We start from the raw sequence: 14,627 nt of genomic DNA, 5'->3' as shown, positions 1-14,627 counted from the left end.
GCCATTATCATTTCTCCTTCATCTGCTGTTCCCCGGAGGAATCCAGCGATTCCTCCGGGGAGGCTGGAGAAATATTATAAAATTATAAAAGGTAAATGAGGAAATACTATGGCTGCATTTGATTTTGCAAAAGTAAAAGACCCCACCTTTTTCAAGGAAAACGTGCTGAATGCTCATGCAAGTTTCCGTACTTACGCTTCCCGCGAAGAATATCGGACAGGCTCCTCTTCTTTGGCGCTGAAGCTGGACGGTATCTGGAAATTCGCCTACGCAAAGAACTACACCAGTGCCATCCCCGGCTTTGAAAAGACAGATTACGATTGCAGCGGCTGGGATGACATTCATGTTCCGGCACACATCCAGATGGAGGGCTACGACATTCCCCAGTACGCGAATGTTCAGTATCCGTGGGATGGCCGTGAAGAAGTACAGCCGGGTGAGATCCCGCAGTGGTTCAATCCGGTGGCAAGCTATGTAAAATACTTCGAGCTGCCGGAATCCATGCAGGGCAAGCCCGTCCACATCGAGTTCGAGGGTGTGGAAAGCGGCATGGCTCTTTGGCTGAACGGGTCTTATGTGGGTTACACCGAGGACAGCTTCTCCGCACACGCATTCGATCTGACTCCCTATCTCCAGTCGGGCGTGAACAAACTTGCTGTGCAGGTGTTCAAGTGGACTTCCTCCAGCTGGTGCGAAGATCAGGACTTCTTCCGCTTCTCCGGCATCTTCCGCAGCGTGTGGCTGTACGCCATCCCCACCGTGCATCTGGAAGATATATCCGTCAAAACGCTGTTTGCCGGGGCTGATTTTACTCATTCCACGCTGGAAGTTGCATTGCAGGTGGAGGGTAAGGGCGCAGCCCGTCTGACCCTGCGCCGCAGTGAGCTGGAAGTGTTCTCCGAAAAAATTGCACTGAACGGCGGTTCTGCTCTGTTCAGCCATGCGGTGGAGAACCCCCACCTGTGGAGTGCAGAGGACCCGGCTCTGTATGAACTGGAAATTGAGCTGCTGGACGATGCAGGCCATCTGGTAGAGGTGACTGGGCAGAAAGTCGGTTTCCGCAAGTTCGAGCTGAAGAACAATCGGATGCTGCTCAACGGCAAGCGCATCGTGTTCAAGGGTGCCAACCGTCATGAGTTCAGCTCCATTACGGGTCGTGCTGTGGGCGTACACACCCATGAGGAACTGCTTCGGGACATCATCACCATGAAGCAGAACAACATCAATGCCATCCGTACCAGCCATTACCAGAATCAGGATGCACTGTACGACCTGTGCGACGAGTATGGTCTGTATATGATCGCAGAGAACAATCTGGAATCCCATGGCACATGGGACATCCATCAGGCGGGCATTCGCGGCATCGAGGGCGTTTTGCCCAATGATAAGCCGGAGTGGAAAGCTGTCTTGTTTGACCGCATGAATTCCACTTACCAGCGTGACAAAAACCATCCTGCTGTTCTGATCTGGTCTCTGGGCAACGAATCGTTTGGCGGCGAGACTCTGCTCCAGATGGCCGAGATGGTCCGCCGCTTTGATGACACCCGTCTGGTGCATTACGAAGGTGTGGTCAATGATCCCCGCTTCCTCGAAACCACCGATATCGAGAGCCATATGTACAGCACTGTGAAGGACATTAAAGAGTATCTGGCACAGGGCGATAAGCGGCCTTATATCGAGTGCGAATATTCTCATGCTATGGGCAACTCCAACGGTGCTTTGCACAAGTACACGGAACTTGCCGACCAGAAGGACTGCGGCTATCAGGGCGGCTTTATCTGGGATTACATCGACCAGTCCATCTGGAAAAAAGACCGATACGGCAAGTGGTTCCAAGCCTACGGCGGCGACTTCGGTGAGCGTCCTACCGACTATAATTTCAGCGGAAACGGCATTGCCTACGGTGGTGATCGTGCTCCTTCTCCCAAGATGCAGGAGGTCAAGTTCTGCTATCAGAATATCGCTGTTTCCATCGACAATTCTGGCTTTGAAGTCTGGAACAAGAACCTGTTCACCTCTACGGATGCTTTCGACTGCGTTGCTCTGCTGCACCGTGATGGAAAGCTGTATCAGCAGCAGGAACTGACCAATATTGATGTTGCTCCCGAAGAGCGTTCCAGCTTCCCACTGCCGTTTATGGTTCCTGCGCTCCCTGGTGAATATGCAGTGACCATCAGCTTCCGTTTGAAGGAGGACACCAGCTGGGCAAAGAAGGGTCACGAAGTCGCCTTTGGACAGGGTGTGATCGCTGTGGTTCGTTCCATTCCCAGCAAGAAGGTCACGCCGTTTACCGTTACGCACGGTACACACAACATCGGTGTCCGGGGTGAGAATTTCGATGTTTTGTTCTCCGATCTGAACGGCGGTCTGACTTCCTACCGCTATGCCGGCAAGGAGATGATTCAGGAGATTCCCCGTCCCAACTTCTGGCGCGCTCCCACCGACAACGACTGCGGCAACAACATGGGCGGCGTTCGCGGTCAGTGGAAGCTGGCAAGCCTGTACGCTACCGCCAAGGGCATCGGCAAGGAGATCCCGTCTGTTCATGGCGGCACCATCCTCCAGAACCCCACCTGCGAGGTGGAAGCCGACAGCGTGGTCGTGACCTATCTCTATAACCTCCAGACCAGCCCCGCAGCAGAGTGCAGCCTGCAGTACCGTGTGTTCGGTGATGGCCGCATCCAGACCACCCTGCACTATGACCCGGTGGAAGGACTTGCAGCAATGCCGGAGTTCGGCGTACTGTTCAAGATCGATGCTGACTACGACACGGTGGAGTGGTACGGAAACGGCCCTGCGGAGACCTACTGGGATCGTCAGCATGGTGCAAAGCTGGGCATTTACCAGAACAAGGTCGCAGACAACATGGCGCAGTACCTTGTGCCGCAGGAGTGCGGTGCAAAGACCGCTGTGCGCTGGGCAAAGGTAGTGGACCGCAAGGGTCGCGGGCTGCTGTTTACCGCAGATGCCGCAAAGCCCATGTTCTTCTCTGCGCTGCCCTACACTCCCCATGAAATGGAGAGTGCCAAGCATCCCTACGAGCTGCCCCCGGTCCATTACACGGTGATTCGTGCCATCGGCGAGCAGATGGGCGTCGGCGGTGATGACAGCTGGGGTGCCAATGTCCACCCGGAGTATATTCCTGATGTGACTAAGCCTGTGGAGTTCACCTTTACCTTCCGTGGCATCTGACCCTCGTTATTAAGACACCTTCGCGTTGAGATAAGGACATCCCTGCATGAGATTCCTATCAAAAGCGAGGGTGTCTTTTTTGGTATCACAAAATCTCAATTCCTGACACCACTATTTATAAGTAGTGCTTCACTCTATATAAGTAGCGTTGCTATGTCAAAATAACCGTATTCCGCTTTTGTTCAGAGCATTTCTTTGAATGGTTCTCCAAACTTTCTTTAACGTATTGAAGTATACAAATTTTTAGGATATAATCAGCACATTCCCCAAAAGCTATATAAAATTACACAAAAATTTGATAGGAGGCGTACACACATGAGTTGTTTCGGTTCAAGGTTTTTATTAGCAAAACCTGCAGGCTGCAAAGTCGCTGGTTGCGCTCATCCGCACCCCTTTGCACAGGTCCATCGGCTGATGATACACCGCCTACAACGGCAAGCGCAGAAAAGACGCACTTCCGATGAAATTCTGATATTCGCAGGCATTCTTCCCATATACACAAGGGGCAGCTCTGGTAACAGAGCTGCCCCTTGTGTTCGTTTATGAAAAGGAGAACTTAGATCTCATACCACTTGATCTCGTTGGCATCCAGATGCAGAGCAAAGCTGCTGCCGTCTGTGGTGTAAACGGTGGTATCCTGCGGCTCGTACGTGTTGTTCACCACACAATACTTGCCGTTCTTGACGTAGGCGTGAACTTCTACATTATAATTGGAGCTGAACCATGTATGCAGTTCCTCCTCGCTGTGGGCACTCCACAGGATAGCGCGGTACAGGGTGCGGCTGTTGGCAAAACTGTAAGGCACACCGCTGATGTACACGGCACGACCCTTGCCGAAGTCGTGGGCGGCCATCTGCACTTCCTTGTTCCGCTGCACCAGCACCTCGGTGCCCTCAAGGGCGTAGATGTTCTTTTTGCCCTCGCCAAAGTCCACGGGTTGGTCGGCGTCCTGCAAGATAAAGTGGTCGGGGTGCTCCTCCCAGTTGTACTTGTCGTAGTTGAGGGTGAAGCCGTTTTCTTCCTCCACGCCCAGCACGCTGGCAAGCTGGAGAATGTGGCCCTGATACGGGTGACCGGAAGGCTCACCCACGCCGATAAAGCCGCCGCCGTTCCAGACGAACTTGCGGATAGCGGAGGAGATCTCCGGGTCTTCCCACCAGATGCCGCCGGTGTGTGCGGTGTCGGCATCGCCGACATTGATAATGACATCCAACGAATCCAGCAGATGCGGGTCGTTCTTGATATCCTCAAAGCTGATAAACTTCACATCAAAGGGCGCACCGGACAGCATCTCAATGACACCGGCATAGCTATAGTTCTGCTTGTAATAGAGGGCGTGATGCACCATGTGACAGCCCCAAGCCCGCATTTTACCCCAACAGTTCAGCACGGCCACTCGCTTGACACAGTAGGGTGTGGTGCCCTTGATGTTCTCGTACAGTTCGCGGAACTCGTTGCAGACGCTCTCCACGTAGTCCACGAACTCCGGGAACTGCAAGGCCAGTTTCAGATAGCCGCCATAGCCGATGCGGTCGATGGGCTTGCGCAGGATAGCGCGGCGGGCTGTAACCCAGTTCTCCTTGGCTTCCCGCACCGGGTCGCCGCCCTCGTGGAAGGTGTCGGGGAAGAAGTACGGCAGGAAACGGCCCTCGGTGTACTTCACGCCCTCAATGTCAGAGATCAGGCGCAGGGTGGAGCCGTTGCCCACGCTGCCCACTACGGCATCCAGTCCGATGGTCTTGAACTCCGGCATGAAAGGTTCGGTGCCGATCCAGTGGTCGCCGAGGAACATCATGGCTTCGCACCCGCACGCGTGGGTGATGTCCACCATCTCCTTGGCAAGCTTTGCCACCTCGCGGCGCTGGAAGGCCTGAAAATCCCGGAATTCCTTGCTGGGCACCCGGTACTGGTTGTTATAGTAGCCCTGATCGATGATGTACTCCGGGCGGAACTTGTAGCCCACCTCCTGCTCAAACTGGTTGAGGATATAAGGGCTGACCGAAGCAGAGTATCCATACCAGTCCACGAACTTCTCCCGCTTCAGCTCGTCGAAGATCAGGGTGAACTGGTGGAAGAAGGTGGTGTAGCGGATGACGTTTACATAGGGGTGCTCTGCAATGAACTTGCGCAGGCGCTCCATGGAATACTTGTGGGTCTTGGGCTGACGCACATCAAAAGTGATCTGGTGCTCAAAGTTCGTCCAGCCGTTGGTGGTAGCGTTGTACATGTGCACCGGGTCCCAGATGAGGTAAGCCAGAAAACTGACGGTATATTCATGGAACGGTACGGCCTGTACGGTCACACTGCCGTCGGCGTAGCTCCACTGCTCCGGCGGCACGGGCTGCCCGGTGGTGCGATCCATAACCTCCCACCAGCGGGTGATGTCGTCGTTCGTGTTCACCTGCATCAACTCCGGGCTGATGCCCTTCATCAGCGGGATGGTCACGGTATCGCCGGGGGCGGTGTAAAAGCCGGTCATGATGTAGCACTGCTGTACCTCGTCCGGGTTTGCCTTTGCCCATGCGTTGTCCTTGCGGGTGGTATAGTAGGTGGAGTAGATCTTGGCGTCCGCATCCTTGAGCTGCTGCGGAAAGTCGGTGCCGTCGCAGTCGCGGATGGCATCGGCACCCCACTTTTTTAAGATCTCCAGCGTTTCGGGCACAACGTCCAGGTCTGTGGGAATGGTCACGCGCCCGGTCTTTCTTATTTCATCCATGGGAAACTCTCCTTTTGCCTCTTTTTGAATCGTAGGGGGTCAATCGTAGGCGGCGTTATACAGCGCCAGCACAGCCAGCAGCAGCGCTACGCCCACCAGCATGATGCCAAGCCCTGCCAGCTGCCCGGTCATTTTCCAGCCGGACACCACCAGCACCAGCGCCAGTACGAACAGCACCAGCATCAGGATCATGCGCAGGGCGGGATGGTTTTTCCAATATGCTTTCATCGTCTGTCACCTTAACCTTTCAGGCCGCCCACGGTCATGCCCTGCGTCAGCTGTCGCTGCACGCAGATGTACAAAATCAGGGTGGGCAGCATCACCAGCACAAGGCCTGCGTACATGGTACCGTACTGGGCGGCGCTCTGCTGCGCCTGCATCAGGTTCAAAAGACCTACCGGCAGGGTGCGGGGTGCCTTGGTGGAGCTCATCAGGGTCATGGAGATGATATACTCGTTCCAGAAGGACAGGAAGTTGAACAGGATAATGGTGATGATGGAGGGCTTTGCCATGGGGAAGATGATGCGGGTCATGGTGGAAAAATAGCTTGCACCGTCGATATAGGCGGCCTCCTCAAAATCGTGGGGCAGGGTGGCAAAGTAGCCCGACAGCAGGTAGATGGTAAAGGGCAGCGCGGTGGCGGCGTATACCACCGCCAGCACCACCAGATTGTTCAGCAGAAAGCCGCTGCCGAAATGGCCTTTCAGCCACACATCGCTGTCCCGCAGCATCAAAAAGATGGGCACCACGATGTAGTTCACGTTGATGAACAAGCCCGCCATGAACAGGGTGTTCAGCACCTTGCACCCCTTGAAGTGGAAGCGGGACAGGCAGTAGGCGGCGGGCAGGGCAACGACCAGCAGCAGTGCCAGCGCCAGCGCGGTGACGATGACCGAGTTGAGCATATATTCGCCCATTTTCGCGCCGTTCCATGCGTTGACGAAGTTCTGCCAGTAGAACCCGGCGGGCAGTGCCCAGGGGTTGCCGTAGAACTCTGCATTCTGCTTGATGGAGGCCATGAACACCCATGCCACCGGCACGATGATGGTAACGGCCAGCAGAACCAGCACAAAATAGATGAAAAACTTGTACAGACCTTCCGCAGAGCGGGAAGATTTTTCGGTGGTATTCTGCATCTTCTTCCCTCCTTAAAATTCCAGCGTATCGCGGTTGGTAACCTTGTTGACACAGGCGGACAGGGCAAACGAGAACAGGAAGATGACCACGCCGATGGCCATACTGTAACCATACAGGCCAGCGTCTTTCTGGCTGTACATATAGCTCAGCGCCACATCCGATGCGCCGTTGGGCCCGCCGCTGGTCATGGCCTTGACGAAGAGGAAGGCCATGTTGATGGTGGAGATGATAAAGAAGGTGAGGGTGGTGCGGATATTCGTCCAGATGAGGGGGATGGTGATCTGGAAGAACTGGGTCAGCCGCCCGGCACCGTCCAGATTGGCGCTCTCGTACAGGCTGATGGGCACGGCAGACATGGAGGCCATGTACATGACCATGTAGTAGCCGATGGCCTGCCACACCATGGCAATGATGATGGAGGGGATGACCAGTTTTTCGCCCTTCCACAGGATGGGATCGCTCATCGTGCGGAACAGGCCGATGATGCTGTTCAGCATACCGTTTTCCGGCTTATAGATGGCCGAGAAGATGCCGGAGATGACGACCACCGACAGGATGTTGGGGATGTAGAAGATGATGCGGAAAAAGTTCTGGCCTTTGATCTTCTCCCGGGTGAGGATGGCCGCAAACACCAGTGCAAAGGCAAAGGTGATCAGGGTAACGGTCACCACCAGCAGGATCATATTCTGCATGGAGCGGATGAACTGGGCGTCCCGCAGCAGATGCTGGAAGTTTTTAAGCCCCACAAAGGTCTCGTTGGGAGAATAGGCACCCCGCTCATACAAACTCATGCGGAACACGTTGAGGGTGGGCAGGATCATAAAGAGGAAAAACAGGATGGTAGCCGGTGCCACACAGAGGAATATGAACCGTTTGCGGCTTTTATCCGTTCTCATAGGGGATTGACCGCTCCTTTCTTGATGGTACTGTACAGCCCAAAAAAGCGGAGGCGGTAAAAACCGCCCCCGCTGGGCAGGGCTTAATTACTCGATGATGTTGGCGCGCATCTGGTCGCTGGCGGACTTGATGCCGTTGATCCACTGCTGCTCGGTCATGCTGCCGGACACCAGAGAGTTGACAGGGTCGAAGAACACAGTGCGCACTTCCACGCCGGGGATGGCACTGAAGGCTGCAAAGTTGCCCATGGCGGCCTTTGCGCCGTTGTCGTAGATGGAGTAGAACATCTTGTTGTCGCCTTCCAGACTGTCGGCGATGCCCAGCACAGGCTGGATAGCGCCGCTCTCGGCAAACAGCTTGCAGGCTTCGTCGCTGTACAGGTAAGCCACGAACTGCTTGGCGGCATCCTGATGCTCAGCACCGGCGGGGATCCATGCCTGCTCGAACCAGGTGTAGCTGTAACCATCGCCGCCGGCCTTGACAGCGGGCAGGGCGGTCATGCCCCACTCAAAGCCGTCTGCACGGGGAGCCTCGGCCATCTCGCCCACGATCCAGGTGCCGTTGGGCATGAACAGGGCCTTGTTGTCCAGCACCAGCTGCTGGTTCTGGGTAAAGTCCTGATCGTTGGCCTGTGCGGGGGTGATGGGGTTGGTGTAGGAAGCCAGCTTTGCCACGATATCAAAGCAGGTCTTTGCCTCGGGGGTGTCCCAGATGCCTTCTTCGTAGTGGGTAGCCTTGTTGAAGAACTCCGGGCCGCCGGCAGCGTACATCAGCGCATAGAAGAAGGCATCGAAGTAGCCGGTGGTGGGGTAGGTGAACAGGTAGGTGCCCTCAGCGGCAGCCTTGTCGCCCAGTGCCCACATCTCGTCCCAGGTCTTGGGCACGTCCCAGCCCTTTTCCTTCAGGAAACCTGCGTTGTAGAACAGGCCGCAGGGGCTGTAGAACATGGGAGCCAGATAGGTTTTGCCGTCGCCGTAGGGGTTGGTCAGGGAGGTGTCGGTAAAGCCGCCGGCGATCTTCTCGCTCACCTTCTTGCTCTCGCCGGGCACGGTCATGCTCAGCACATCGGTGATGTCGGCGATCAGGTTGCCCTTGATGAACTGCTCGGTCAGGGCAGCTTCACGGCCGGTAGCCAGATGGACCACGTCGGGGTAGTCGCCGCCCTGCATGGAGGGGCCGATGACGTCCTCCAGCTTTTTGTCGGTGGTCAGGTCCACCTTGATGCCGGTCTGTGCGGTAAAGGCCTCGGCGACCTTCTTCCACATATCAGCGCCGTAGCCGGTCTCGATGGCGGCTACCTTGATGGTAACGTCTGCAGCCGCCGCTGCGGAAGAAGCGGCGGTGGAGGATGCCACGCTGGATGCGGTGGAGCTGGAAGAGCCGCCGCAGGCAGCCAGACCCAGTGCAGCGGCGCCAACGCCGGCCGCCTTCAGGAAATTACGACGAGAAATACGATTCATACTGTGTTGCCTCCATCATTTTGTTCCGTTCAAACACAGCCGGGCAAACAGGCTTTGCCCGAAGGACTGTGTGTTTTTCTGCCTCCAATATAAATTCTTTCGCTTCCTTGCTCAAGAGGTTTGTTGTTTCATTTTTTATAGATATTGCTTTCTGAAAAATTCTTTCAGCAAAAGTGCTAAAAATATTTTAAAAGTTTCAGCACAATCCCCAACCTGTAACTATTTTGACATATTCCGAAGGGACTTGAGAAACAAAAATATAAAAATTAGCCTAAAATCAGGGCTTGCTTTTTTTGTGTGTTCCCTCTATAATGAGGGTAAAGTGCACGAAGCAACGCACCAATTTTGGGCAATGTTTTCAGAATGTTGCGTTTGTTTTTAGAAAATTTGCGTTTCCCGGAGGAGCCGATCATCTATGAGTACCCAGCGCTTTGATATCCGCCACGCGCCCGCCCCGCGGGAATCCTTCCGTCTGCTGTACATCAGCAAAAGCAAATTTGGCGGTGATTGGAACAGCACTGCCCACACCCATTCCTGCACAGAGCTGTTCTACTGCCTCAGCGGCGAGGGACAGTTCTACCTTGCCGGGCAGCTGTTCCCGGTAAAGCCGGACGATATGGTCATTGTGAACCCTCAGGTGGAGCATACCGAGCTTAGCCTGAACGCCTCGCCCTTGGAGTATATCGTGCTGGGCGTTGCCAGCATGGAGTTTTTGTTCAGCAAGGCGGATACGAACTACGCCATCTTCAATTGCCGGGAGAACCGGGAGCGGATGGTCACGTTGCTGCACATGCTGCTGGCCGAGGCCGACCGCAGCTTAGACGGCTGTGAGACCGTTTGTCAGGACCTGCTGGAAGTGCTGCTCATCTGGCTGGTGCGGTGTTCCACGCTTTCTTTGCAGGTAGAGGAAACGCCCCGCTCCGACAGCCGGGAGTGTGTGGAGATCAGGCGGTATCTGGACACCAACTACCGCGAGGATATCTCGCTGGACCTGCTGGCAGAGCTTGCCCACCTGAACAAATACTATCTGGCCCACACCTTCCAGCGGGAGTACGGCATTTCCCCCATTACTTACCTGAACCGCCGCCGCATTGAGGAGAGCAAGTATATGCTGGGCAACACCAGCTACAGTCTGGCGCAGATCAGCGAGCTGATGGGCTTTTCCTCCCCCAGCTATTTCTCCCAGTGCTTCCGCAAGGCGGAGGGCATGACCCCCAACGAATACCGCCGTCAGACGCGGCAGGGAAAACGCCCTGCCCCGACAAAACGGCATGAAGTATAACGAAAACGAGGAATTTATGATGAAATCCGTTACCCTTTCTCTGCTCCAGTCTGCTGCAAATGCCTTTGATTTTGGCGGGCCTGTGCTCTGCGATGCTCACCACTATGGTGAGGGGCATATCAACGACACCTTTGTGGTCTGGCGGGAAGATCATTCCAAACGCTTTATTTTGCAGCGCATCAACACAGATACCTTTACTAACCCGGTGGGCCTGATGGAGAATGTCTGCGGCGTGACCCGGCATCTGCGGGCGAAAATTCTTGCCGAGGGCGGCGACCCAGCACGGGAAACGCTGAATGTCATCCCAACTTTGTCGGGGTCGACTTGCTATCTGGATGCAGACGGCGGCGCATGGCGTGCCTACGACTTTGTAGAAGATACCATCTGTTTGCAGCAGGTCGGCAGCGAAACCGACTTCCGCACCGTGGCCGAGACACTGGGCAAATTCCAGAACCAGCTGGAGGATTACCCGGCCTCCACCCTCCACGAAACCATCGCCCGCTTCCACGACACGCCCAACCGCTATGCCAATTTTGAAAAAGCCCTCGCCGCCGATGCACTGGGCCGGGCAAAAAATATCACGTCGGAAATCGAATTTATCCATGCGAGGGAGCAGGACTGCCATGTCCTGCTGAATCAGCTGGCAGCTGGCGAAATTCCTCTGCGCGTCACCCACAATGACACCAAGATCAACAATGTCCTCATCGATGCCGCTACCGGAAAAGGCATCTGTGTCATTGACCTCGACACCGTGATGCCGGGACTTTCGGCCTACGACTTCGGCGATTCCATCCGCACCGGTGCCAACGACTGCGCTGAGGACGAACCTGACCAGAGCAAAGTCCATTTTGACCTGCATCTGTACGAAGTGTTCGCCAAAGGGTATCTCTCCACTGCCGGGGCATCCATGAGCATGGCAGAAAAAAAGAGCCTTGCATGGGGTGCAAGGCTCATGACGCTGGAATGCGGCATCCGTTTTCTGACTGACTATCTGGAGGGCGACCATTATTTCCATATTGCTCGCCCGGATCACAACCTCGACCGCGCCCGCACCCAGTTCACACTGGTGCGGCAGATGGAAGAGGTTTTCGATCAGATGCTGGAAATCGTCTGCCCGGACAATCACTGATTTCGCAATCTCCTCCATTCGGATACAGCAAGAAGCATGGACGCTCTCCTTTTCGGGGGCGTCCATGCTTCTTTTTACAGCTTATCGCTATTGTCTGTGGCTTTTGGCAGGGTGCGTCCGGGTGGGCGCGCCCTGTTTTTTACTATGCTTCATCATTTTCTGCGCGCAGCATCCGGTATCCGACACCAACATGGGTCTGGATCAGATGCGGCGCATCCGGGTATCGTTCCAATTTTTTGCGCAGGGATGCCATGTAAACTCGCAAAGAAGCAATGTCATTTTCCTGCGTACTGCCCCATACTTTCTGCGTGAGGGAGGTATGCGTCAGCACTTTGCCCACATTATGCGCCAGCACACACAGCAGCTTGTACTCGATGGGGGTCAAATGCAATTCATTCTCGCTCAGCCAGACGCAGCCTGCCGAGAAGTCGATCTTCAAAGGACCATTGACAAAAACCGGACTGTTTATGCCGTCAGAAGCCAGCAGATTCAATCGGCGCTGCGTTACACGCAGTCTTGCCAGCAGCTCATCCACGGAAAACGGCTTTGTCAGATAATCGTCTGCGCCGTTGTCCAGTGCCTCGATCTTATCAGAATCTTCGCTCCGGGCACTCAGGACGATGATGGGCAGGTTCGACCATGTTCGGACGCTGCGGATGACCTCGATGCCGTCTATATCGGGCAGCCCAAGATCCAGCAGCATGATGTCCGGATTGTGGCTGGTCGTCATCATGATCGCCGTTTCCCCATTGGAAGCAGTCAGATATTTATAGCCGTGGGTTTTCAGGGTCGTTGTGATCAGACACCGTACAGGAACATCATCCTCTACGACCAGAATGGACGGCTTATTCATGAATGTTCACCTCGCTTTGCGGCAATGCAAAGGAAAAGACACTGCCATTTGGAATGTTGTCACGCAGGGTCAATGTTCCGCCGTGAGCCGTCAGGATTGCACGGCAGAGGGGCAAGCCCAGTCCAAGGCTGCGGTGGCTGTCTGCGATGCGGCTCTGCCCGGTATAAAACATCTCGAACACCTGTGCTTTTGCGCGATCCGGAATGCCGGGACCGTTATCTGCAACTTCCACTACGACCTGATGGTCTTTCCGGTAAGCCGAAATCTGAATAACCGAGCCCACGGGGGTGTATTTGATGGCGTTATCCACCAGATTGACAACGACCTGCATGATCAGCCGTGCATCCACATTGACCAGGAGGATCTCGTCCCCATACTGTGTTGTGATGGTGTGTTCGCAGCTTTTCCGGTTGACATGATGCAGTGCTTCTTCGATCATTTCGTCCATCAGCTGCGGCGAGATCTGCAGATTCATCCGCCCATCCTCAATGCGGGTGATGGAAAGCAGATTTTCCACCAGACCGATCAGCCATTGCGCATCGTCAAAAATATCGGTGCAGATCTTGTTCCGGGTCTCTGTATCCAGCGTTTCTCCGTTGGAAAGCAAATTGCTGGCATTGCCGGAAATGGAGGTCAGCGGGGTGCGCAGGTCATGGGAGATCGTGCGCAGCAGGTTTGCCCGCAGCTCTTCATTCCTTGCCTGCAATGCAGCTTGCTCTTTTTCCAGCGCGTTTCTGCGGTTTTCGATGGCCAGCGCACCTTCGCCCAGAATGGAAAGCAGCACACTGTTTTCAAAGGCATCCAGCGGTTTTTCGGACAGATCGATCCCGATCACTCCAAACACGCCGCCTCCGGTCCGAAGCGCAAGATAAAGCCCCTTTGCATCCGGGTAGCTATCCGTTCCTGCGCCGGAACGCTTTTTGTTGGCAAACGTCCAGTTTGCTGCATCACGTTCTTCCGGTGCAGAAAAAATGTTACACGGCACTTCCCCATCAATCTCAAAAACCTGTTCTGACCCAAGATCTCCGTTTTGTTCCGGGTAAACGATCAGACTCCGGTTCAGCAGCTTCATCAACTGGGACGCTGTCTGAGAGAGGATTTCTTCCTCGCTTTTTGCTCTCTGTAAAAGCTGATTTGTATCAAACAGTATTTTTGTACGGAACGCTGCCTGCGCAGACATTTTTGCATGATCCTTCAGCCGCGTTGTCAGGGCGCAGGTAATGATTGCAGAGGTCAGCATCAGGGCAAATGTGACCTGATAACCGGGATCATACGCATGGAATGTCAGGTATGGCTCGGTCATGAAGAAATTGTACAATGCTACACTGGCAACGGACCCCAGCACACCGCAGGTGTAGCCGCTGGTACACAATGCGGTGAACAGCACCCCCAGCATATAGAGCATAATAATATTATAGCGTGCAAAGTCCAGTTGTAAGAAAAAGAAGCCGATGAGCGTGATGCAGCTCAGGATGCCTGCGGTGATCAGCAGATCACGGACAGACGGCAGAAGCGGACGGGTGAACAGCTTCCGTCCTGAACCGTAGCCGTTCTCTGCAGAAGCATCCGGGATGATGTAAATATCCAGATTAGGCGCAGTCAGCGTCAATTTTTCAGTCAGTGATGGTCCACTCCAGAAATGGCGGCGATGTACGCTGGAGCGCCCCAGTACGATTTTTGTAATGCCGGAGATGCGGGCAAACTCTGCGATCTGCTGCGGAATGTCATCCCCGTAGATCGTAGAAATGTCGGCACCTGCCTGCTCTGCCATACGAATGTGCTGCTGCAAGCGCCGACAGTCTTCTTTTCCCATCTGATCCGAGTCAGGCGTCCGGACATACAGAGCTGTAAAGGTCCCTCCAAACGCCTTTGCCATCGTTGCTGCCGTCCGCACGATCTTTGCATTGGAGGGAGAGGACGACAGACACGCCAGAATATGTTCAGTGGGTGGGTCGTTCTGA

At 54.8% G+C, this 14,627-nt stretch carries 10 protein-coding genes; 3 read left to right on the top strand and 7 right to left on the bottom strand.

Translation table 11 applies throughout. The annotated features are described in order from the left end of the window. Positions 1–108: 108 nt before the first annotated feature. On the top strand, positions 109–3,192 hold the full coding sequence (gene lacZ / locus WMO44_RS00960) for a beta-galactosidase, LacZ type (protein ID WP_349151455.1): 3,084 nt from the start codon (positions 109–111) through the stop codon (positions 3,190–3,192). A gap of 556 nt (positions 3,193–3,748) precedes the next feature. Here lacZ and gnpA read toward each other — a convergent pair. The 5 genes from gnpA to WMO44_RS00935 form a co-directional block, all read right to left on the bottom strand. Beyond that, positions 3,749–5,908 (bottom strand): 1,3-beta-galactosyl-N-acetylhexosamine phosphorylase, encoded by a 2,160-nt coding sequence (gene gnpA / locus WMO44_RS00955; RefSeq protein WP_349151454.1) that lies wholly within the window; start codon positions 5,906–5,908, stop codon positions 3,749–3,751. A 39-nt stretch (positions 5,909–5,947) separates the two neighbouring features. Then, complete coding sequence (locus WMO44_RS00950; RefSeq protein ID WP_005926920.1) at positions 5,948–6,136, bottom strand: DUF6903 family protein; 189 nt, start codon at positions 6,134–6,136, stop codon at positions 5,948–5,950. 11 nt (positions 6,137–6,147) lie between these two features. Continuing rightward, positions 6,148–7,044: a carbohydrate ABC transporter permease gene (locus WMO44_RS00945; RefSeq protein ID WP_005926924.1), complete on the bottom strand. Its 897-nt coding sequence runs from the start codon at positions 7,042–7,044 to the stop codon at positions 6,148–6,150. A 12-nt stretch (positions 7,045–7,056) separates the two neighbouring features. After that, on the bottom strand, positions 7,057–7,941 hold the full coding sequence (locus tag WMO44_RS00940) for a carbohydrate ABC transporter permease (protein WP_349151453.1): 885 nt from the start codon (positions 7,939–7,941) through the stop codon (positions 7,057–7,059). 87 nt (positions 7,942–8,028) lie between these two features. Then, positions 8,029–9,402: a carbohydrate ABC transporter substrate-binding protein gene (locus WMO44_RS00935; protein WP_349151452.1), complete on the bottom strand. Its 1,374-nt coding sequence runs from the start codon at positions 9,400–9,402 to the stop codon at positions 8,029–8,031. Between the two features lie 415 nt (positions 9,403–9,817). On the opposite strand from WMO44_RS00935, the gene WMO44_RS00930 reads away from it, so the two are divergent. Together WMO44_RS00930 and WMO44_RS00925 are read left to right on the top strand one after the other, a co-directional pair. Further along, positions 9,818–10,684, top strand: coding sequence for a helix-turn-helix domain-containing protein (locus WMO44_RS00930; protein ID WP_349151451.1), 867 nt, complete (start codon positions 9,818–9,820; stop codon positions 10,682–10,684). A gap of 19 nt (positions 10,685–10,703) precedes the next feature. Beyond that, positions 10,704–11,813 (top strand): phosphotransferase enzyme family protein, encoded by a 1,110-nt coding sequence (locus tag WMO44_RS00925; RefSeq protein ID WP_349151600.1) that lies wholly within the window; start codon positions 10,704–10,706, stop codon positions 11,811–11,813. Between the two features lie 142 nt (positions 11,814–11,955). Here the strand turns inward: WMO44_RS00925 and WMO44_RS00920 are convergent, their stop codons facing one another. Further along, positions 11,956–12,666 carry a response regulator gene (locus WMO44_RS00920; protein WP_005926942.1) on the bottom strand — a complete coding sequence of 237 codons (711 nt, stop codon included), beginning with the start codon at positions 12,664–12,666 and terminating at the stop codon, positions 11,956–11,958. Next, positions 12,659–14,437: an ATP-binding protein gene (locus WMO44_RS00915; RefSeq protein ID WP_349151450.1), complete on the bottom strand. Its 1,779-nt coding sequence runs from the start codon at positions 14,435–14,437 to the stop codon at positions 12,659–12,661. Before WMO44_RS00915 ends, WMO44_RS00920 begins: the two co-directional genes overlap by 8 nt. Positions 14,438–14,627 lie beyond the last annotated feature (190 nt).

Source organism: Faecalibacterium tardum, assembly GCF_040096515.1.
Classification (GTDB): Bacteria; Bacillota; Clostridia; order Oscillospirales; family Ruminococcaceae; genus Faecalibacterium; species Faecalibacterium tardum.
The sequence above is the reverse complement of the archived record's forward strand: the minus strand, read 5'-3'. Positions and strand labels throughout refer to the sequence as shown.

What these genes read in the sequence shown, in the direction of transcription:
- lacZ (WP_349151455.1), top strand. Translation starts at nt 109, where the DNA reads ATGGCTGCATTTGATTTTGCAAAAGTAAAAGACCCCACCTTTTTCAAG.
- gnpA (WP_349151454.1), bottom strand. Translation starts at nt 5,908, where the DNA reads ATGGATGAAATAAGAAAGACCGGGCGCGTGACCATTCCCACAGACCTG.
- WMO44_RS00950 (WP_005926920.1), bottom strand. Translation starts at nt 6,136, where the DNA reads ATGAAAGCATATTGGAAAAACCATCCCGCCCTGCGCATGATCCTGATG.
- WMO44_RS00945 (WP_005926924.1), bottom strand. Translation starts at nt 7,044, where the DNA reads ATGCAGAATACCACCGAAAAATCTTCCCGCTCTGCGGAAGGTCTGTAC.
- WMO44_RS00940 (WP_349151453.1), bottom strand. Translation starts at nt 7,941, where the DNA reads ATGAGAACGGATAAAAGCCGCAAACGGTTCATATTCCTCTGTGTGGCA.
- WMO44_RS00935 (WP_349151452.1), bottom strand. Translation starts at nt 9,402, where the DNA reads ATGAATCGTATTTCTCGTCGTAATTTCCTGAAGGCGGCCGGCGTTGGC.
- WMO44_RS00930 (WP_349151451.1), top strand. Translation starts at nt 9,818, where the DNA reads ATGAGTACCCAGCGCTTTGATATCCGCCACGCGCCCGCCCCGCGGGAA.
- WMO44_RS00925 (WP_349151600.1), top strand. Translation starts at nt 10,704, where the DNA reads ATGAAATCCGTTACCCTTTCTCTGCTCCAGTCTGCTGCAAATGCCTTT.
- WMO44_RS00920 (WP_005926942.1), bottom strand. Translation starts at nt 12,666, where the DNA reads ATGAATAAGCCGTCCATTCTGGTCGTAGAGGATGATGTTCCTGTACGG.
- WMO44_RS00915 (WP_349151450.1), bottom strand. Translation starts at nt 14,437, where the DNA reads ATGGCAGAGCAGGCAGGTGCCGACATTTCTACGATCTACGGGGATGAC.